Origin of the sequence: Streptomyces sp. NPDC005266 (assembly GCF_040607655.1) — a bacterium.
GTDB lineage: Bacteria > Actinomycetota > Actinomycetes > Streptomycetales > Streptomycetaceae > Streptomyces.
Map to the genome: position 1 here is coordinate 324,321 of NZ_JBEXHC010000006.1, position 18,496 is coordinate 342,816.

Annotated in this window: 17 protein-coding genes and 2 pseudogenes; 8 read left to right on the forward strand and 11 right to left on the reverse strand. The window is 72.0% G+C overall.

Annotation, left to right across the window (positions count from 1 at the left end; translation table 11 throughout):
* Positions 1–9: 9 nt before the first annotated feature.
* Together ABZU99_RS15065 and ABZU99_RS15070 are read right to left on the reverse strand one after the other, a co-directional pair.
* On the reverse strand, positions 10–2,370 hold the full coding sequence (locus ABZU99_RS15065) for a tetratricopeptide repeat protein (RefSeq protein WP_356043182.1): 2,361 nt from the start codon (positions 2,368–2,370) through the stop codon (positions 10–12).
* Positions 2,367–4,088 (reverse strand): serine protease, encoded by a 1,722-nt coding sequence (locus tag ABZU99_RS15070; RefSeq protein WP_355940614.1) that lies wholly within the window; start codon positions 4,086–4,088, stop codon positions 2,367–2,369. Before ABZU99_RS15070 ends, ABZU99_RS15065 begins: the two co-directional genes overlap by 4 nt.
* A gap of 451 nt (positions 4,089–4,539) precedes the next feature.
* Between ABZU99_RS15070 and ABZU99_RS15075 the strand changes: the two genes are divergently transcribed.
* Positions 4,540–5,151, forward strand: coding sequence for an IPT/TIG domain-containing protein (locus tag ABZU99_RS15075; protein ID WP_356227839.1), 612 nt, complete (start codon positions 4,540–4,542; stop codon positions 5,149–5,151).
* Positions 5,152–5,275: 124 nt separating this feature from the next.
* Here the strand turns inward: ABZU99_RS15075 and ABZU99_RS15080 are convergent, their stop codons facing one another.
* Complete coding sequence (locus ABZU99_RS15080; protein WP_355940617.1) at positions 5,276–5,875, reverse strand: TetR family transcriptional regulator; 600 nt, start codon at positions 5,873–5,875, stop codon at positions 5,276–5,278.
* A gap of 145 nt (positions 5,876–6,020) precedes the next feature.
* On the opposite strand from ABZU99_RS15080, the gene ABZU99_RS15085 reads away from it, so the two are divergent.
* A complete protein-coding gene (locus ABZU99_RS15085) occupies positions 6,021–6,842 on the forward strand; it encodes an NAD(P)H-binding protein (RefSeq protein WP_356043186.1) in 822 nt (273 codons plus the stop codon).
* Between the two features lie 59 nt (positions 6,843–6,901).
* Here ABZU99_RS15085 and ABZU99_RS15090 read toward each other — a convergent pair whose 3' ends face one another.
* Positions 6,902–8,008 carry a Ku protein gene (locus ABZU99_RS15090; RefSeq protein ID WP_355940623.1) on the reverse strand — a complete coding sequence of 369 codons (1,107 nt, stop codon included), beginning with the start codon at positions 8,006–8,008 and terminating at the stop codon, positions 6,902–6,904.
* Between the two features lie 30 nt (positions 8,009–8,038).
* Between ABZU99_RS15090 and ligD the strand changes: the two genes are divergently transcribed.
* Positions 8,039–8,950, forward strand: coding sequence for a non-homologous end-joining DNA ligase (gene ligD, locus ABZU99_RS15095; protein ID WP_355940625.1), 912 nt, complete (start codon positions 8,039–8,041; stop codon positions 8,948–8,950).
* Complete coding sequence (locus ABZU99_RS15100; RefSeq protein ID WP_356043190.1) at positions 8,947–9,870, forward strand: ATP-dependent DNA ligase; 924 nt, start codon at positions 8,947–8,949, stop codon at positions 9,868–9,870. The genes ligD and ABZU99_RS15100 overlap by 4 nt, the downstream gene beginning before the upstream one ends.
* Before the next feature lie 56 nt (positions 9,871–9,926).
* Here the strand turns inward: ABZU99_RS15100 and ABZU99_RS15105 are convergent, their stop codons facing one another.
* Entirely contained in the window at positions 9,927–10,838 is a 912-nt protein-coding gene (locus ABZU99_RS15105; protein ID WP_356043368.1) for a pyridoxal-phosphate dependent enzyme, read from the reverse strand.
* Between the two features lie 443 nt (positions 10,839–11,281).
* Between ABZU99_RS15105 and ABZU99_RS15110 the strand changes: the two genes are divergently transcribed.
* Together ABZU99_RS15110 and ABZU99_RS15115 are read left to right on the forward strand one after the other, a co-directional pair.
* Positions 11,282–11,593 carry a metalloregulator ArsR/SmtB family transcription factor gene (locus ABZU99_RS15110; protein ID WP_355940631.1) on the forward strand — a complete coding sequence of 104 codons (312 nt, stop codon included), beginning with the start codon at positions 11,282–11,284 and terminating at the stop codon, positions 11,591–11,593.
* Positions 11,590–12,000: an SRPBCC domain-containing protein gene (locus ABZU99_RS15115; RefSeq protein WP_356043193.1), complete on the forward strand. Its 411-nt coding sequence runs from the start codon at positions 11,590–11,592 to the stop codon at positions 11,998–12,000. Before ABZU99_RS15110 ends, ABZU99_RS15115 begins: the two co-directional genes overlap by 4 nt.
* 104 nt (positions 12,001–12,104) lie before the next feature.
* Here ABZU99_RS15115 and ABZU99_RS15120 read toward each other — a convergent pair whose 3' ends face one another.
* The 5 genes and pseudogenes from ABZU99_RS15120 to ABZU99_RS15140 all read right to left on the reverse strand — a co-directional run bounded on the left by ABZU99_RS15120 (position 12,105) and on the right by ABZU99_RS15140 (position 16,029).
* Positions 12,105–12,578 carry a thioesterase family protein gene (locus ABZU99_RS15120; protein ID WP_356043196.1) on the reverse strand — a complete coding sequence of 158 codons (474 nt, stop codon included), beginning with the start codon at positions 12,576–12,578 and terminating at the stop codon, positions 12,105–12,107.
* Positions 12,579–12,757: 179 nt separating this feature from the next.
* Positions 12,758–13,714: pseudogene (locus ABZU99_RS15125) on the reverse strand (3-hydroxyacyl-CoA dehydrogenase NAD-binding domain-containing protein); the annotation flags it as partial.
* Positions 13,715–13,806: 92 nt separating this feature from the next.
* Positions 13,807–14,700, reverse strand: coding sequence for a 3-keto-5-aminohexanoate cleavage protein (locus ABZU99_RS15130; protein ID WP_356043199.1), 894 nt, complete (start codon positions 14,698–14,700; stop codon positions 13,807–13,809).
* Positions 14,701–14,726: 26 nt separating this feature from the next.
* Positions 14,727–15,662, reverse strand: a complete 936-nt coding sequence (locus ABZU99_RS15135; RefSeq protein WP_356043202.1) for a TetR/AcrR family transcriptional regulator — start codon at positions 15,660–15,662, stop codon at positions 14,727–14,729.
* Between the two features lie 130 nt (positions 15,663–15,792).
* Complete coding sequence (locus ABZU99_RS15140; RefSeq protein ID WP_356227841.1) at positions 15,793–16,029, reverse strand: hypothetical protein; 237 nt, start codon at positions 16,027–16,029, stop codon at positions 15,793–15,795.
* Positions 16,030–16,064: 35 nt separating this feature from the next.
* Here ABZU99_RS15140 and ABZU99_RS15145 point away from each other — a divergent pair, with 35 nt between their 5' ends.
* Complete coding sequence (locus ABZU99_RS15145; protein WP_356043208.1) at positions 16,065–17,003, forward strand: phosphorothioated DNA-binding restriction endonuclease; 939 nt, start codon at positions 16,065–16,067, stop codon at positions 17,001–17,003.
* Positions 17,004–17,145: 142 nt separating this feature from the next.
* Positions 17,146–17,359: pseudogene (locus ABZU99_RS15150) on the forward strand (APH(3'') family aminoglycoside O-phosphotransferase); the annotation flags it as partial.
* 66 nt (positions 17,360–17,425) lie between these two features.
* Here the strand turns inward: ABZU99_RS15150 and ABZU99_RS15155 are convergent.
* The gene (locus ABZU99_RS15155) at positions 17,426–18,325 is read right to left on the reverse strand and encodes a hypothetical protein (protein ID WP_356043211.1); all 900 of its coding nucleotides are present in this window, start codon (positions 18,323–18,325) and stop codon (positions 17,426–17,428) included.
* Positions 18,326–18,496: the final 171 nt, after the last annotated feature.

The window sequence follows — 18,496 nt, forward strand, 5'->3', positions numbered from 1 at the left end:
ATCCCCCTGTCAGACGCGGGTCATGGGCCTGATGGCATTCGCGCGGTCGACCAGCACACCCAGCGCCTCGGCACTGTCCGCCTGCCGGGCCAGCCGGCGCAGAGTCCGCTCCAGCCTGGTGCGCACCGAGAGCTCGTCATCCTCCTCGCCGAACAGCAGCCCGGGCTCGGGCCTGCCGCCGGACCGCCGCGGCGTCAGGTCGAGCGCGACCTCCAGCACCTCGGCGGTGAGCCGGTCCCGGGCCGGACCGGACGCCCGCCCCTCGTCCAGATACAGCCGGGGCAGCCGGGTCAGCACCTCCACCAGGTCCTCGGCGCTGGGCAACCCCTCCGGCAGCCGGCCCGCGAGCACCCGTACGGTGGCGATCCGCGCGGCGTCGTAGTGGCGCGAGACCTTCGGTACCCCGCCGAGTATGTCCGCCGCGCCGCCGCGGTCGCCCGCCACCAGCCGCAGCCGCGCCAGCCCGAAGGCGGCGCTGCCCTGGGAGCGGTTGCGCTGCCACACCGCGTCGTAGAACATCCGGGCGGCCTCGTGGTCGCCCAGGTGCTCGGCGCAGTAGCCGAGGGCCAGCTTGGGCGCGTATTCGCCGGGGAGCGCGCTGTAGACCGCGTCGAACTCGGCCCGCGCCCGGTCCACCGCGCCGTCCGCCAGCCGCAGCAGGGCGCGGTGCCAGGACAGCCGCCAGTCGTACCGGGCGGTCGGCCCCATGACCTCCTCCGCCCTCCTCAACTCGCCGGCCGCGCCGTGCCGTTCGCCCAGTTCCAGATAGGCGCGGCAGGTGCGCAGCCGGATCTCGGCGGAGGGGCGGGGAAAGGCGTTCAGCTGCTCGATCAGCCGCCGCGGGCCGCTGTCGGTCGGTATGCCCAGCAGGGCGGCGCCCGGGTCCGCCGCGTCCGGGAACGGCACCGGAAGCCCCAGCGGCACCTCCTGCGGCCGGGGCAGACCGGGCGCGAGGACCGGACGCGGATCCCCGGTCAGCCAGTGCTCCAGGCCCGGGATCCGGCCCAGCGAGGAGTCCAGCAGCGCCGCCGTCGGGGCGAAGAGCGTGGACGGCTCCGGCTGCTCCCGGCTCAGCCGCAGCGCGTGGATCTCCCTGAGCACGCCCCACAGCTGCTCGGACATCTCGTCCGCCGACCCGAACCGCCGGGCCGGTTCGCCGGCGGTGGCGCGGGCCAGCACCCGGCGGTACGACTCGGCGCCCAGGCCCGGCGGCCGCTGCGCGTCCTTCGCGGCCTGGTCGGAGAGCGCTTCGAGCGTCCTGCCGACGCCGAACAGATCATGCCGCTCGGTGAGGGCGGTGGCGCCCCGCGCCAGCACCTCGGGAGAGGCGAACGCCTCGGTGACGACGGGCTGTCCGCCGTCCGACTGCCCCAGCCGCCGCACCGCGCCCAGGTCGATCACCTTGACCCGGTCCTCGTAATGCATCACATTGCTGGGCTTCAGATCGCAGTAGAGCAGCTTCTCGCCGTGCAGATGGCGCACCGCGCGCAGCACCAGACAGCCATAGGCCAGGATGTGCTCGTACAGCCGCGGCCCGTCGTACGGGGGCACCGCGTCCGCGATGTGGTCCCTGATCTGGGCGAGCGTCATCCCGGCGACGAACTCCATCACGATGTAGCCGGTCAGCCGGCCGCTGCCCGGGAGGTCCGGCTCGGTGACGTAGTTGATGATGCGGACGATGCCGGGGTGGTCGAGCATCGTCAGATAGCGGCGCTCCTCGACCGCCGCGCGCAGCGCCGCCTCGTCCTCGTTGTTGATCAGGCCCTTGATGGCCACGGGCTGGTCGTCCAGCTGGGTGTCCTCGGCGAGATAGACCCAGCCCAGCCCGCCGTACGCGACACAGCCGGCCACCCGGTACTGGTCGCCGAGCAGATCGCCGGGGCGCAGCCGCGGGGTGAAGTCGAACGGATGGCGGCAGCGGGGGCAGTAGCCCGCCGAGAGCCCGGGCTGCCCGGCATAGGGCGCGCCCACCGTCTCCTCGCACCCCTGCCAGCCGCAGGTCTGCCCGCGCGAGGGCGGATGCGGGTCGCCGATGACGAGATCGCGCAGGGACGGCAGCTCGACCCGCGGCAGATCCAGTGGGCCCTCGCCCGCCGGCCGCACCGTGAACTTCCGCGCCACAGCGCGCCGGCGGGCGCGGGCGGTGGTGGCCGTCGACTCGGAGACCAGGGATCCGAGCGGGCCCGGGGCCGGCGGCGGGGGAGCCGACCGCGGGGGAGCGGGGTCCGGCCCGCCGGGCGGGGGCCTGCGGCCGCACTCCGAACAGAAGCCCCGGGCGTTGACCGTGCCGCGGCCCTCGCCGGGGCACTCCGGGCGCGGGCAGTACCCGGGATCCCCGCGCTCGCGGCCGGGGCGCGGACGGGCCGTCATGGTGCCCCCCTCTCCGGCGGCGTGTGCACGGCCCGGACGAACCGGTCCACGGCGCGCCGCGCCTCCGCCACATCGCACGGCACGGCGGCCAGCTGCCGGAGCGCGGCCCGCTGCAGGGGATACAGCTCGGCGCGCTCGGAGGCGGCCATGGCCCCGAGCATCGCGGAGTACGACTCCAGCAGTCCCTTCAGCTCCTCGACGACGGTCCGCTGGGCGTCCGCCGCCCGCAGCGCGGCCTCGGTGCGCGCGCCCACCGTCCGTACCGCGTGCTCGAAGGCGGCCAGCTTGGCGACGATGCGGTGGGAGCGCAGTTGCGGGTCGCCGCGCAGCCGGGTCAGATTGATCCGCAGCGCGGTGGTGTCCCCGGCGCCGGCCTCCGGTAAGGACGCGAACCGCGCCCCGCGCTCGACCGCCTCCCGCTCCCGCTCGGCGGCGACCGCCACGCGCCCGGCGAGCTCGTCCAGCCAGGCGTCGACGCGGGCGGGGTCGGGCCGGAACAGCCGCTCGGCCAGGCGCAGCCCGGGCGCGTGACGGTCGCGGAAGACCAGCATCAGCCGGGCGCCGCGGTCGGCGAGCAGCTTCATGAAGCGCACCAGCGCGTCCTGGTCCCGGGCGCGGTCGAGCCCCACGGCCACAATGGTCAGCGGCACGGCGTTGGCCCGGATCCGGCTGAGCGGGGAGAAGTCGCCGGGGGCGCGCAGATCCATCCGGTCGGCGACCCGCCGGGCCATATCGGTGTCCGTCCAGCCCGTGACGTCGACGGCCAGGTCCAGGCTGCCGATGGGCGGCACGGTGCCGCGCGGCGCGGCGGACACCGCCCCGCCGGTGCCACCCCCGGACAGCTCGCGGTCCGCGAGCGTCACGGCGCGGCTGAGCGCCTCGTAGCGGTCGCTGTCGTCGTCCGTGATGACCACGGTCTCGACATCCGCGATCCCCTCGCGCCCGGTCAGCGTCTCGCGCCGCAGCCACAGGGCGAGCCGCTGGGCGAACCCGATGTCCTGCACACCGTCGGTGAGCCGGGAGACCAGCCGCGGGTCCACCCCGCGGTCGCCGCCCACCCAGCGGCGGACCCGCGGCAGATGCCGGACGATCGTCTCGACCGGGATCATGTACGACACGCTGCGGCGCTCGGAGGTGGGCACCTTGAAGGAGTCGTCGTAACGGCTGACGATCATCCCTATGAGGCGCCGGCTCTCCTCGTCCTGGACCCCGGTGCCGCTGAAGCCGCGCCGGACCACGTCCCCGGGCGAGTCGGGGTTCAGCTGCACCCATTCCGAGCGCGGGCCGGCCGGGCCGGCGATCTCCGCCAGGAACCACAGCCCGTTGGGGTTGTCCTCCGGGAACCCGTACATCCACACCGGCCGCCGGGGCTTGGGCGGCATCCGGAACAGCGGCGCCGCGTGCTCGGCGGGCTGCGGGCGGCTCAGCTTCAGCAGCGCCACATCACCGCAGTTGTCGGGGAGTTGGGGAACCCAGCAGCCGTCGGCGACGTGCGCGGTCACCGGCTCGGCGTCATGCACCCCCACCAGATCGACGAGGACCCGGGTGGCGGGCACCGGCAGCCCGTCGTCGGGGATCACATGGGCGCACGTCAGCACCGTATCGCTGCCCAGAAGGATTCCCGCACCCAGAATGTCGCCGGCCGAACTACGGATCCGTACCCGCCAAGTCCCCCCACAGGAGGTCTCATCGGCGGTAATGCCCATTTCCGCCCCCATGTGGCAAGAGCATACGCCCGGGCGGTACGGAAGTGACCCCATCCGGCGGATGGGCCACGGGAAAAGGTGAGGGGCCTGCCGAGCGTCGCACGCACGTCGCACGGGAGTCGCACGGACGTGCTCCGGGCGGGCGCGGTGGACCCAGGGCGTGCGGGTGCGATGACGCCCGTTCACCGAGCGCCCGGCCATCCGGGTGGCGCAGCGTCACCCGCCTTGTGGCGCGGTACGTCGGATGGATTACTGAACGTGTGCGGCAGAAACCCCGCCGGTGTCTCCGGCGCAGGGGTCACCGCGTCCTCGCCGGTGCCGGGCGCCAGGTGTACCGCGAGGAGGACTGGGCGGGTGCCCCAACGCCCTCCGTCGCTCACCGAATTCTTCCGTGAGCACGGGCGGGCCGAGCCCGCCCGGTCCCGTCCGCTCCGCCGACACCGCCCTCAGCGGAGACGACGCCATGCCCATCTCACCGAACCAGGGATCGACCGGAGGTGGCACCACGGTGACCATCACCGGCAACAACCTCGCCGGCGCCACCGCTGTGCACTTCGGCACCAAGCTCGCCACCATCACCGGCAACACGCCCACCTCGGTCACCGTGACCTCCCCCTCCGGCAGCGGCGCGGTCGACGTGACCGTGACCACCCCGGGAGGAACCAGCAACCCGCTGCCGTTCTTCTATGTGGGGGCGCCCTTCAAGTCCTCCCTGAGCGCCAGTTCGGGTCCGCTCGCGGGCGGCAACACCATCACCGTCAACGGCACCGGCCTGTCCACCGCGACCGTCGTGCACTTCGGCGCCAACACGGCGACCCCCACCGTGGTCTCCGACAGCCTGATCACCGTCCCCGTACCGGCGGGCGCCGCGGCCGGGTCGGTCGGGGTGTCCCCGGGGTCGACGCTGCCGAGCCGGTCGATGGCTCCGGCGTCGAAGAGCAGCCGCTCGGTGAGGCCGGTCTTACTAACATCGACGTGGGCGAGCACGCCGATGTTCAGGGTCCGCGGGACCCGTGGGGTAGAGCTGGGCATGGATGCTGATGTCCTCGAGAACTGTCGTCCGGGGGGGCGTTGAGAAGTTCCGAGGAATCGGCGCATCGGCCGGGCTCCTGCTCGTCGGCTGCTCGTCGGCGTACGTAGGTCGCGGCCGTCCTGGGCAGGACGGCGGGCGGAAGCAACCGAATTACGGCGGCGCGGTCTCACGACGCGAGATGGCGGACGATCCGGCGCAGCTGCTCCGCGTAGTGCTCGCGGAACTCCGGTGAGTCCGGGTCGGCGCCGAAGAACCTGCGCACGGCATGCGGCATCGCGATCGGTGCCGTGACCAGGCTGACGAACAACAACATGGCGATGGCAGGGTCGATGTCTTCGGCGATCTCCCCTTCCGCCTGGCGGCGCCGCAGATCGGAGAGGTCCTCGGGGTCCTCGTCCGGCACGGCGTCGGCGAGGCCGCACCAGGCGTTGAGGCGGGTCCCCCGGGGATCGGCGAAGGCCTCCTCGAGGTAGCGGACGACGAGCTGATCGAGGGGGAGGGCGGGGTCGTTGAAGGCCGCCTCGCGCCGCAGCCACTGGCGGCCGAGCTCCTTGTAGAGGCCCTCCTTGCCGCCGAAGTAGTAGTTGATCAGCTGCTTGTTGAGGCCCGCTCGGTCCGCGATGTCCTGGACGCGGGCGCCCGCGTACCCCTTCTCGGCGAACTCGTCCATGGCGGCGTCCAGCAGCCGCCGCCGGGAGCGCTCCGGGTCCAGCTTGCGCTCCTCGGGCGCGGGGGCGCGACGGGGCTTCTTCGGCGTCCCCTGCATCGTCAACACTCTCCTCGTACTCGGTCCGGACCAGGCTAACGGGGGTTTTCCGCCATCGCCCACCTAAGTGTTTGACAAGTTCATCCGTCTGGTTGAACCTAACGGCAATGAGCTATGCGCGACACAACCTGTTAGGGGATACGGCATGTTCGTGGTGACCGGAGCCACCGGAAACGTCGGTGGACACGTGGTGAAGGAGCTGGTCGCGGCGGGCGCGGAGGTCTGCGCGCTCACCCGTGACCCCGAAACGGCGCGGCTGCCGGAGGGCGTCCGGGTCGCACGGACCGACGACCTTCCGCTCGAGGGGGCCACGGCCCTCTTCCTCAACCCCGCCGTGGTGTGGGAGATGGGCGAGGGGAAGGTGCTGGAGCGGGCCAAGAAGGCCGGTGTGCGGCGCATCGTGATGCTCTCGTCCTCCTCGGTCCTCGACGCGGGTCCGGGCAACCTCATCGGCGCTCGCCACCGTGACCTGGAGACCGCGATCGAGGGGACGGGGCTGGAGTGGACGTTCGTCCGCCCCGGTGCCTTCGCCGCGAACGCCCTGCAGTGGGTCGACCAGTTCAAGACCGGGGACGTGGTGTACGGGCCGTACGCCGAGGCCCATACGGCGCCGATCCACGAGGCGGACATGGGCGCCGTCGCGGCCCGTGCGCTGCTCGGTGACGACCTGGTGGGGCAGGCACCGGTGCTGACCGGACCGGAGTCGCTGACCTTCGCCGATCAGGTGCGGATCATCGGCGAGGCGATCGGGCGGCCACTGCGGTACGAGGAGATCCCCCGGGAGGCCGCGCGGGAGCGAATGACGAGCGGGTTCCTCACGCCGGAGGTGGCGGACTCGCTGCTGAACATATTCGCGGAGTTCGTCGGCAAGCCCGCAGAGATCTCCCAGGAGACCGAGCGCATCACCGGGCGCCCGGCGCGCACCTTCGAGCAGTGGGCACGAGAGCACGTGCATGTCTTCCGCTGACGGAATCCTCCGCTGACGGAATCCGCTGAGGGGGCCGGGCCGGCCGGGGGAGGGGTGCGTCAGGACGCGGTCCTGGAGGCGCGCTGGCCGGCCCGCTTCTTCGCGGTGGTCTCCTTCGCGGTGGTCTTCTTCGCGGTGCTCTTCTTGGCCGCGGTCTTCTTGGCGGTGGCCTTCTCCGTGCCCGTCTTCTTCGCCGTGGTCTTGCCGGCGGTCTCCTTCGCCGCCGCGGTCTTCTTGGCCGGGCCCGTCTTCTTCGCCGCCGCGGTCTTCTTGGCCGGGGCCTTCTGCGCGGCGGATTTCTTCGCGGGGGCCTTCTTCGCCGGGGCCTTCTTGCGGCCGCGCAGCTCGTGGACCGTCGCCTCCTCGGCCTCTTCCCCGGGCGCCTCGCCCCGGGCCTGCCGGGCGCTGCGGACACTGTCCCGCAGCGCGGCCATGAGGTCGACGACCTGTGCGCCCCTGGGCTCCTCGCCGGGCTCGGCGGCCGGCGCGGCCCCGGACACCTTCGCGGCCACCAGGACCTCCAGGGCCTCCTGGTACTCATCGCGCAGATCGTCCAGATCCACTTCGCCGAGCGTCTCCATCAGGGTGTCGGCGAGGTCGAGTTCGACCGGCTTCACGGTCACCTTCTCCTTCGGCGCCACGCCCGACGGCTCGCGCACCTCGTCCGGCCACAGCAGCCGGTGCAGGGCGAGGGTGTCGCCCACGACGCGGAGCATCCCCAGCCGTTCCCGGCCGCGCTGGACGTATTTGGCGATGCCGACCTTCTCGCTGCGCTTGAGCGCCTCGCGCAGCAGCGCGTACGGCTTGGCCGCGGCGGCGCCGTTGACGCCCAGGTAGTACGCGTCGTCGACTTGCAGGGGATCGACCTCCGAGGCGGGGATGAACGCCTCGATCTCCATGGAACGGGTGGTGGGCAGCGGAAGGGCCGCCAGGTCCTCGTCGGTGACCGGGATGAGCGCGCCGTCCGCGTCCTCGTACGCCCGCCCGATCTCGTCCGAGCTGACCGGCTCGTTCTCGAGCTCGCAGACCTTGCGGTAGCGGATGCGGCCGCCGTCGGCGGTATGGATCTGCCGGAATGAGACCGAGTGGTCCTCGGTCGCCGGATACATCTTGATCGGGATGCTCACCAGCCCGAAGGAAATGTTCCCATTCCAGATAGATCGCATGCTTGATCCCTTTCGTGAGATTCTTATCGTATGTCCCCGATCGCGGAGGTGGAGGGGCGGCGGATCGCGCTCAAGAACCTCGACAAGGTCATCCATCCGGCCACCGGCACCACCAAGGGCGAGCTGCTGCACTATCTGGCGTCGACCGCCGACCCCCTTCTCGCCCACCTCCGGGACCGCCCCCTCGCCTTTCTGCGCTACCCGGACGGCCCCGACGGTCAGAAGTTCTTCACCAAGAACCCCCCGCCGGGCACCCCCGACTGGGTGGCGACCGCCGAGGTCTCCCGCCGGCAGGCGGACAGCGCGCGGCAGGTCCTGATCCAGGACCTGCCCTCGCTGATGTGGGCGGCGAATCTGGTGGTGGAGTTCCACACCCCGATGTGGCGCGTCGACCTGGGCGAGGGCATCGCCGACCGCCTCGTCCTCGACCTCGACCCCGGCCCGCCCGCGACGATCGCCGACTGCTGCGCCGTCGCCGGATGGCTGCGCGAGCGGCTGCGCGCCGACGGTCTCACCGCGTACGCCAAGACCAGTGGCTCCAAGGGGCTGCATCTGCTGGTCCCGGTGGAGCCGACCCCTTCCGGCCAGACCACCGCCTATGCCAGACAGCTCGCCGTCGAGGCCGCCGTCGCCCTGCCCGAGCTGGTGGTCCGCAAGATGACCCGCTCGCTGCGGCCCGGGAAGGTGTACGTCGACTTCAGTCAGAACGCGGCCGCCAAGACCACAGCCGCCCCCTATACGCCCCGCGCCCGCCCCGAGCCCACCGTCTCCACCCCCGTCACCTGGGAGGAGATCGCGGATTGCGGCGAGAGCGGCGACCCCGGGCGTCTGCGGTTCCGGATCGACGACATCCCCGCCCGCCTTGAGCGCCACGGCGATCTGCTCGCCCCGCTCCTCGACCCCGGCCAGGCCCGTGCGCTGCCGGAGGGCACCAGCCGATGACCCCGCCCGTGGAGCCCCCGGTCGATGTGGCGCTCGCCCGCACCGTCCCGACCCTGCCCGAGGCCCCGCCCGGGCGGGGGCTGGCGTACGAACCCAAGTTCGACGGCCATCGGCTGTTGATCTTCCGGCTGGCGGACTCCGTCCGGATGCAGGCCCGCTCCGGCCGCATCGTCACCCGCGCCTTTCCCGATCTGGAGGCCGCCGCGCGGGAGCTCCCGGCCGGTACGGTCCTGGACGGGGAGGTCGTGGTGTGGACCGGCGGCCGTACGGACTTCGCCGCCGTCCAGAAGCGCGCCGCCGCGGCGGGCGCGACCCGCGCGGCCCGGCTCGCCCGTGAACTCCCCGCCTCCTACGCCGCCTTCGACCTGCTCGCGACCGGCGAGGAGGATCTGCGGCCCCTGCCGTACGAGCAGCGCCGCGCCCGGCTGACGGAGCTCCTGGAACCGTACGGCCCGCCCCTCCAGCCCGTGCCGATGACCACCGACCGGGAGACGGCCGCCACCTGGTACGAGGCGCTGACGGACATCGGCGTCGAGGGGCTGGTCATCAAGGCCCTCGACCAGCCCTACCGGCCGGGCCGCCACTGGCGGAAGCTACGCCATTCCGAGACGCGCGACGCGGTCGTCGTCGGCGTCGTCGGCCCCCGCCTCCGGCCGCGCTCCCTCGCGCTGGTGCTGCCGGGCGACGACACGCCCGTGATCTCCACCCCGCTCGCCCCGGCGGTCCGCTCCCAGCTCGGGGCGGCCCTGAGCGGACTGCCGGAGCCGGAGCCGTCCGGTCCGGAGCACGTGGGCACCGATACCGTCGGCGCGCAGATCGCCTACCGCCCCGTCGCACCGGAGCTGACGGTCGAGGTGCGGCAGGACAGCACCGCCCGCCACGCGGCGACCACGGTCGTACGCCTGCGAGGCCCCGACTGAAGCGGAAAAAGGCCCCGACTGAACCGGAAAAAAGACCCCGACTGAACCGGCAAAAACTAGTCGCCGACGGGATCCGGCGGGCCGGTGATCACGGCGGTGACCCGGGTGCCGTGCGGCAGCGCACCGCTCCCCGCCAGCTCGTACACGCACCACAGCATCTTGGCGACATAGCGCCGCTCCACTGCCACCCCGTGCCGGGTCTCGAACGCCGTCGCGAACGCCTCCAGCTCGGCCGGCACCCGGCCGTAGCCGCCCCAGTGGTGCGCATGGTCGATCCGCCAGTTGCCGAAGGACCGCCCCCAGCCGAGCCGATGCAGCCGCGCCACCTCGTCGTCCAGATATCCGGCGCCCTTGAGCACCGCGACACCCAGCGCACGGGCGCCGTCCGGCAGCCCGGCGGCGATCCCGGCCAGCGTGCCGCCCGTACCGAGCGCGCAGCACAGGATGTCGCCCGCCCCCAGGTCGGGTATCTCCGCCACGAGCTCGGCAGCGCCGCGCGCCGCGAGGACGTTCGTACCGCCCTCCGGCAGCACCCAGCAGCGCCCCCACCGCTCCTCCAGGGCGTGCACCGTGGCCGGATCGTCCAGGGTGCGCAGCGTCTGCCGGTAGCCGGCCCGGTCCATGAAGGCCAGCTCCATGCCGTGCCGCTCGGCCCGCGCCAGCGACCAGTTGCGCGGCGCGTCCGCCAGCTCGTCGCCCCGGATCACCCCGACCGTGGCCAGCCCGTGCGCGGCGCCCGCCGCGGCGACCGCGCGTATGTGGTTCGAGTACGCGCCCCCGAAGGTCAGCAGCCGGGTGTGCCCCTGCTCGACGGCCGCCCGCAGATTGGGGGTCAGCTTGCGCCACTTGTTGCCCGGCACCAGCGGATGAATGAGATCGTCCCGCTTCAGCCGCAGCTCCACGCCCGCGCGCTCCAGCACCGGATCGGCGAGGGGCGTCAGGGGGGAGGGGAGCGCTGCGGGGACCATCACGGGGAAATTATACGGTTGCCAACCGACCAAACGTTCGGTTGAATGCGGGCCATGGCGACGAGGCGCCCTGCGATGATCATCGGTTCGGGCATCGTCGGCGCGGCGGTGGCCGCGCGGCCCGGGGCCCGGGGCACGGGGCACGGGGCACGGGGCACGGAAAGGCTGTCAGGTCACCGCACTTGACCGGGCGCCGGCCGGCCGGCGCCCCGGATCGACGGGCCGCGCTCCCGGATTCGTCGGCCGGCTCGGCGACGCGGACATCCTCACCGAGCCGGCCCCCTCGCCCCCGGCCGGTTCGCCGGCCACCCCGAAGCCGACCTCCAGCGCCGCGCGCTCGCCCTCTACCGGGACATCTACGCCACGGCACGATCCCGGCCACCTCGGCTCGACGCGTCGGAAAAAGTTGACGCGTCGGGAATCTCCGACGTAATGTGCGGTCCGTGCCCACAGACGTCTTCAGCGCACTCGCCAACCCCGTGCGCCGCAAGCTCCTCGACTGCCTCCGGGACGGACCGCGTGCGGTCAACGACCTCGCCGGGGAGTTCGAGCTGAGCCGGCCGGCGGTCTCGGAGCATCTGCAGGTGCTCCGGCAGGCCCGTCTCGTACGGGAGGAGCCCAGAGGCCGGCAGCGGTATTACCACCTGGAGCCGGATCCTCTCGCCGAGGTGCAGCAGTGGCTGCACCCCTTTGAGCACTACTGGCGCGAACGACTCAGCGCGCTGCGCGACCTACTCGACGAGGAGAACCCATGACGACCGAGCCCGCCGTCATCCACTGCGACCAGTTCCTGCCCCACCCCGCGGCCGCGGTGTGGAAGGCCCTCACCGACCCCCGGCTGCACGCCCGGTGGTGGGCGGCGGGCGACGTCCGGGCGGAGGTCGGCCACCGCTTCACCCTGGACATGGGTCCCTTCGGGCAACAGCCCTGCGAGGTGATCGCCGTCGAGCCGGATCGGCTCCTCCGCTACAGCTTCGCCGCGACCTCCCTGGACACCACCATCACCTGGCGCCTCGAACCGGAGGGCAACGGCACCCGCCTCTTCCTTGAGCACGCCGGATTCGACCTCGACTCCCCGATGGGCAAGAAGGCCTTCGACGGGATGGGGCACGGCTGGCCGTCGGTCCTCACCCGCCTGGCGACCGTCCTCGCGGATCGCTGACCCCCACCCGCTGGTGCGCGGGACGGCAAACGCCCCGGACCGGTGCTGGTCCGGGGCGTTCGTGCCCGTCGAAGCGGTGCCGTAAGCGCGCGTTCAGCTCACGCTCAGGCCACCTCCCGCGGTACGGGGCCGATCGCGCGGCCCGCCCACTCGGGGGCAGCCTCGACCAGCCCGCTCAGCCGCTCACGGACGTCGTCGGGGAAGGGCGCCGAACGGCCCTCGTTCTGGTCGATGTGGACGGCCAGCAGCTCCGTGGTGGCCACGGGGGCGCCGTTCGGCTCGCCTACATGCATCTCGTGCGAGAACCGCACCTTCTTCTCGTCCACGCCGAGCACCCGCGTACGGATGGTGAGTTCGGCGCCCTCGTCGACCTCGCGCAGATACCGGATATGCGACTCGACGGTGTAGAGCGAGCAGCCGGTCTTCTCCCGGTAGCTCGAGTCGAGCCCGGTCTCGACCATCATCTCGTCCGTGCTGTGACCGAAGACGAGGACGTAGAACGCCTCGCTCATATGGCCGTTGTAGTCGATCCACGCGGGCCGGACGGTCTGCTGGTAATCGGGGAGCGGGGTGCTCACTGATCGTCTCCCTTGGTGCTGGTCGTGCTGGTCGTGCTGGTCGTGCTGGTCGTGCTGGTCGTGCCGGTGGTGCCGGTGGTGCCGGTCGTGGTGGTCGTGCCGGTGGTGCTGGTCGTGCCGGTGGTGCTGGTCGTGCTGGTGATGTCGGTCGTGCCGGTGGTGCCCTCGGTGGGCGCGGTCCGCTGCCGCGGCAGCCGCCCGGTCGCCCGGAGGACGTCGATCACGCCCTGGTCGCGCTCCGCCACGAGCTGGGCGATGGTACGGGTTCCGGCCGCCTCGTCGCAGCCCTCGACCATGGCCGTACGGAGCGCTTCGTCCAGCTCGGGGGCCTCAAGACGGGTCCACGGCGACTTCAGCGAGGGCCCGAAGTGGTCGAGCATATGGCCCATGCCGCCCTCGCCGCCCGCGAGGGCGAACGTCAGACAGGGGCCCATGAACGCCCACCGCAGCCCGGGCCCCTCGGTGATGGAGTCGTCGATCTCCTTCACCGTCGCCTCGCCCGCCGCGACCATGTGCAGCGCCTCACGCCACAGAGCCTCCTGAAGGCGGTTGGCGATGAAACCGGGCAGCTCGCGCTCCATGGTGATGACGGACTTGCCCGCCACCTTGTAGAAGCGCGACGCCCACTCGACCGCCGCCGGCTCCGTCTTCTCACCGCCCACGACCTCGACCAGCGGGATCAGATACGGGGGGTTGAAGGGGTGGCCGACCACAAGGCGGCCCGGGTCGGCGGCCTCGGTCTGCATGTCCGTCATCGGATAGCCGGAGGTGGAGGACGCGATGACGACGCCGGCCGGGGCCGCCGCGTCCAGCTGGGCCAGCAGCCCGCGCTTGAGCTCCAGCTTCTCGGGGGCGCTCTCCTGAACGAACTGCGCCTCGGCCACGGCCCCTTGGAGGGTCGCGGCGACGGTGAGCCGGTCGGGCGAGGCGCCCTCGGCGAGGCCTATCCGCTCAAGGGCGGGCCAAGCGGCGTCCACCAGACGGCGCAGCTTGTCCTCGGCGTCCGGGGCCGGGTCCCAGGCGGTGACGTCGTAGCCGCGCGCCAGGAAGTGGGCGACCCAGCCGCCGCCGATGACTCCGGCGCCGACGCACGCGATCCGCCGGACTTCGTCGGGGGCACAGGGGGGAAGGGGCATGGGGACTTGGTTCCTCACGGTGGGGGAGATGGGCGGGATGGCGGGGGGGAAAGTGGCGGCGGCGTACGGCGCGCGGCCTCAGATACGCTGCCTCACCCGCGCGGCTTCAAACCCAGCCGCTGCCGGGCCTCGTCCGGCGTCGCCACCTTCGCGCCGAGCAGCTCGGTGATCTGCACGGCGCGCTCGACGAGTTGGCCGTTGGTGGCCTTGACACCCCGGCTGAGGTAGAGGTTGTCCTCGAGCCCGACCCGTACGTTGCCGCCCAGCAGGATGGACTGCGCCACCCAGGGCATCTGCATCCGGCCGAGCGCGAAGCTTGCCCACTGCGCGCCCTCGGGCAGCAGGTCGACCATCGCCTTCAGCACACCAGGCTCGGCCGGGGCGCCCCACGGGATGCCCATGCACAGCTGGAAGACGGTCGGGTCGTCGAGCAGCCCCTCGGCCAGCAGCTGCTTGGCGAACCACAGCTGCCCGGTGTCGAAGATCTCCAGCTCGGGCCGCACCCCCAGCTCCTGGATGCGCTTGGCGCCGGCGCGCAGCATGTCGGGGGTGGAGACGTAAAGGTTGCTGCCGTCGCCGAAGTTGAGCGAACCGCAGTCGAGGGTGCAGATGTCGGGGAGCAGATCCTCGACATGGGGCAGCCGCTCGAGACCGCCCACCAGATCGGTGCCGGGAAGCTGCTTGAGCGGCTCCTCGGGGTCGATGACGAGGTCGCCGCCCATGCCCGCCGTGAGGTTGATGACGACGTCGGTGCCGGTCTCCTTCACCCGTTCCACGACCTCGCGGTACAGCCGCGGGTCGCGCGAGGGGGCGCCGGTCTCGGGGTCGCGGACGTGGATATGGACCACGGCGGCTCCCGCCTCCGCGGCCTCGACGGCGGAGCGGGCTATCTGCTCGGGCGTGACGGGCACATGGGGGCTGCGGCCCACGGTGTCGCCGGCGCCGGTGAGGGCGCAGGTGATGATGACGCTGTCGTTCACGGGCATGGGGATCCTCCTTGTACGGTGCGGACCTACGGTCCGGCTTCAGGGGGCCGCTGAGCGGACAATTCGGTGTCGACCAATGCGGCGTCGAGCAATTCGGTGTCGACGTACGCATCGCAGGCGATATGCATGTCCTCGGCGCTGGTACCGCCCTCCCCGGGCGCGGTGGCCAGCACCTGCGTGGCGAGCCCGTCCATCAGCGCGGTCAGCCGCAGCGCGCTGAACTCCGGGTCCACGGGGCGGAAGACGCCCTGCGCGATCCCGCGCCGGATCACCTCCGCGACGGTCTGCCGCCACTGCCGGTAGAAGTCGGCGTGCAGCCGTCCGACGGCCGTCGACCGCGCGGCCTCGGCCCACAGGTCCATCCACACCAGCCACTGCCGCCGCTGCTGCGCGGTGTACGGCACCTGCAACGCGATCAGCTGCCGCAGCTCCTCACGCGCGTCATCGGCCTCGGCGATCCGGGCCGCCCGGCGCGCGGTGTCCTCGTCCATGCACCAGCGCACGGCGGCTTCCAGCAGCTCGGCGCGGCCGGGGAAGTGGTAGTGGATGGCGGCGGTGCTGGTGTCACAGGCGGCGGCGATATCGGCGACGCGTACGGCGTGAAAGCCGTGCTCGGCGATCAGCCGCACCGTCTCCCGCACGATCTGCAACGGCCGCCCGCCCTCGGGAGCGACCGCCCGCGAAGGCGCCTGCGGTACGGCGGTGGCGGCGGGCCCTGGAACAGCGGGTGCAGGGGCGGCGGGTTCGGGCGAGGCGGTGGTCCCGAGGAGCCACCCGGCGTCCACGTTCCCCGCATCGGCGACCCGCGCGAGCTCGGCGACCGTGAAGCGCCGGCTCCCGCTCAGCGAACGCGACAGCTTGGACGGATCCATCACGATCCGCCGCGCGAACTCCCGCTGGCTGCATCCGACGTTCTCGATCACCTGGCGCACGCGTTCAGCCACCTGGATCTGTTGCCGCATGGCCGCAACCGTACGGATGCGTTGAGATAAGCGCAATGAATGGCAAGGGGTAATGCCCCGGTCTGGTGCGAAACTATCCGAAATTCACCCAGGATGACGCACGGACGACTGACTCATGGATCAGTCGAGATCAGGCGAAGCGGGCGATCGCGGTCATCGTCGGCCGCACACTCCGCACCACGGGCAGGCGCCGCAGCAGCGGCGCCAGCGCCCCGTAGTACAGCCCCCGCCCGCGCGGCGCAGCCCCTCGCCCCACCTCGGCGATGGCCGGGTGGGCCGTACGCACCTTGTCCAGCTCACCGGCGTTCATCCCCCACGGCATCGGCGGTGTGTGATACCCCTGCGCGGTACGCATCTCGCCGCGCATCGTGTGCGGGGTCGCCTCACTGCCAGAGTAGGCATGTGACCTACGACGAACTGATGAGCGCGCTGGCCGGGTTGCGGCGCGCGCAGATCGGCAATCGCCGTGCTCCGCACAAGCCGTTGCTGGTGCTCTGGCTGCTGGGGCGGTTCGCCGCGTCGGGGACCACCGCGGTCACGTATGACGAGGCGGAGGAGCCGGTCAGCCGTCTGATCAATGACTTCGGGCCCATCGTGACCAGCCGGTCGCGGGCCCGGGAGCGGGCGGCGATGCCGTTCGTCCATCTGGAGCGCGGACTGTGGGACCTGCGGGGCCGGGACGGGAGCGACGTCGGCCGGGACACCCCGGAGCGGGGCAGCCTGCTGCGGGCTCGGGGCGCCCACGGCCGTCTGCGCCCCGAGGCCGAGACGCTGTTGGCCGCCCCCGGCACGCTTGCCGCGGCCGTCCGTCTGCTGCTGGAACAGCACTTCACCCCAGCGCTGGAAACACCCATCTGCGAAGCCGTCGGCCTCGACCTGGCGGCGATGGACGAGCCGGACCTCATCCCGGCCGGGCGGAAGCGCCGTAGGCGACGCACGGGGTTCGCCGAGGAGGTGCTGCAGGCCTACGCGTACGTTTGCGCTTTCTGCGGCTTCGACGGAGCCCTCGGCCGCCATCCCGTGGGGCTCGAGGCGGCCCACGTACGGTGGCACAGCCAGGACGGCCCGGACGAGGTGCACAACGGGCTGGCCCTGTGTTCCCTTCACCACACCCTCTTCGACCTCGGGGTGCTGGGGCTCCTGCCCGGCCTCCGCATACAGGTCTCCCCGCTGTACGTGACCCGGAGCGCGGCGGGCAAGGCCGTCTACGCGCTCCACGGGGAGCCGGTGGCGACGCCCCGCCCCGGACAGCCCGTCGTCGACGCCGCATTCGTCCTCTGGCATGGGCGGCAGGTCTTCAAACGCCCCGGCGCGGTCACCACTGACGTGAGACTTGGCTGATGGACACCATAGGGACGTCCTGGAGCGCCCTCGCCGAAGCCGACCTGCCGGCCGCCGACCCATCGACCGCACGCTGAAGGTTTTCGCGCAGCACCGTCACCGGGATGTTCCGAACGGAGCAGCCGCCTCGCCCGCCCGTCGGCCGAAGACGGTGGCGGGCTTCATCGACCCGGGCCGCGTCGGCCGGGCCGACCCCCCGCCGACATCGCCCTGCTTCTCGCCACGGCCAGGGAGACGTGGACCGACGACCAACAGTCCCACTCAGCGGACGAGACGTTCGCCACCGGTACGGCATGCTCCTCGACCGTGACCGAGAGCGGTTCTCTCCGCACCTCGACCCGCTGACCTGGGGGTAAGCGCCTTGCTGGGCCGAGGGCCCCGAGCACTGCCGGCTCGGGACCCTCACCCCGCCGTAGGCGGAATCACCACCTGGACTGCCAGTACAGGGCATTGCTGGCCGCGCGCACCGGAGCTGCCCCGAACTGCGAGGTAACCCAACGACGCCCGTTGTTCGAGTAGTACAGCTTCTTCGTACCGTGGGCGAGTTCGCGCAGCTGGCTGTGACCGATGCCCTCCGACTTGGCGTAGCGCACCAGATGCTGCGCGCCATCGGTCCTCGGCGTGGCGCTGTCGCGTGACACCGTGTCGTCGGCGTTGGTCCCGATGAACGTCCAGTCGGTCCGCTGGGCGGACTGCGGGACCCGTGCGGAGTGCAGCCAGTTCAGGAAGGACGAGCCGGGGTTCATCTGCAGACACTGCCGCGTACGGGCCTGGTCCGGGCGGCAACGGGCGGACACCCCGTAGTGCGGGGCGCCGAGCGTCACCGCGTCCTCGACGTAGATGAACGGCGGCCAGTCCCCGCTGGGACGGTGGGTGACCCCGTGCACGGCGGCCCGCACGATCAGCCCGCCCATGGAGTGACCGACCAGGTCGACGCTCTTCCCGTAGCGGGAGTAATTCAGGTAGATGTTCCAGGCCAGCCGGCGGCCCAGCTCCTCCAGGGGGAGGTCGCGGGTGCCGTCGGTCCGGGCCAGGTTGATGTCGCAGTCATCGCCCGTGTAGAAGCCGACTTTGACGAACGTGCCCTTCCAGCCCCAGCTCTGCATCGCCTGCGTGAAGCGACCCCAGCGGTCCTGGCAGCTCACCCCATCGCTCAGGGGAATCGAGTTGAACCCTTTGACGAGATAGACCGTCTCGTCGGAGCTGTTGTTGCGCGGCGGCGGTGTCTGCCCGGGGTCAGCGGCCGCCCCCGTCACGCCGAAACCTGCCATCGCGGCGATGCACATCGCCGCGACGACCAAGGCGCGTAGCCGTCTTGCCATGGTGTCCCCCTCGTGGTGGTGATGGAGTACCTCGGCAGTGACGGTGGCAGGGGGGTGCGGTCGCAAGCCATGGTCGATGCCTGTCCCGGACAGTCCCGGACAGAGTCCCCGGTGCCCCGGACAAGGGGGACTCGACGCAGGCGCCAGACGAAGAAACCGATGGTGCGGGAA

Excerpts from the sequence above, each read along its gene's own strand:
- ABZU99_RS15080 (WP_355940617.1), bottom strand. The coding sequence starts at position 5,875 with ATGCAGGGGACGCCGAAGAAGCCCCGTCGCGCCCCCGCGCCCGAGGAG.
- ABZU99_RS15070 (WP_355940614.1), bottom strand. The coding sequence starts at position 4,088 with ATGGGGGCGGAAATGGGCATTACCGCCGATGAGACCTCCTGTGGGGGG.
- ABZU99_RS15135 (WP_356043202.1), bottom strand. The coding sequence starts at position 15,662 with ATGCGGCAACAGATCCAGGTGGCTGAACGCGTGCGCCAGGTGATCGAG.
- ABZU99_RS15090 (WP_355940623.1), bottom strand. The coding sequence starts at position 8,008 with ATGCGATCTATCTGGAATGGGAACATTTCCTTCGGGCTGGTGAGCATC.
- ABZU99_RS15085 (WP_356043186.1), top strand. The coding sequence starts at position 6,021 with ATGTTCGTGGTGACCGGAGCCACCGGAAACGTCGGTGGACACGTGGTG.
- ABZU99_RS15075 (WP_356227839.1), top strand. The coding sequence starts at position 4,540 with ATGCCCATCTCACCGAACCAGGGATCGACCGGAGGTGGCACCACGGTG.
- ABZU99_RS15140 (WP_356227841.1), bottom strand. The coding sequence starts at position 16,029 with ATGCGCGGCGAGATGCGTACCGCGCAGGGGTATCACACACCGCCGATG.
- ABZU99_RS15130 (WP_356043199.1), bottom strand. The coding sequence starts at position 14,700 with ATGCCCGTGAACGACAGCGTCATCATCACCTGCGCCCTCACCGGCGCC.
- ABZU99_RS15155 (WP_356043211.1), bottom strand. The coding sequence starts at position 18,325 with ATGGCAAGACGGCTACGCGCCTTGGTCGTCGCGGCGATGTGCATCGCC.
- ABZU99_RS15115 (WP_356043193.1), top strand. The coding sequence starts at position 11,590 with ATGACGACCGAGCCCGCCGTCATCCACTGCGACCAGTTCCTGCCCCAC.
- ABZU99_RS15100 (WP_356043190.1), top strand. The coding sequence starts at position 8,947 with ATGACCCCGCCCGTGGAGCCCCCGGTCGATGTGGCGCTCGCCCGCACC.
- ABZU99_RS15105 (WP_356043368.1), bottom strand. The coding sequence starts at position 10,838 with ATGGTCCCCGCAGCGCTCCCCTCCCCCCTGACGCCCCTCGCCGATCCG.
- ligD (WP_355940625.1), top strand. The coding sequence starts at position 8,039 with ATGTCCCCGATCGCGGAGGTGGAGGGGCGGCGGATCGCGCTCAAGAAC.
- ABZU99_RS15065 (WP_356043182.1), bottom strand. The coding sequence starts at position 2,370 with ATGACGGCCCGTCCGCGCCCCGGCCGCGAGCGCGGGGATCCCGGGTAC.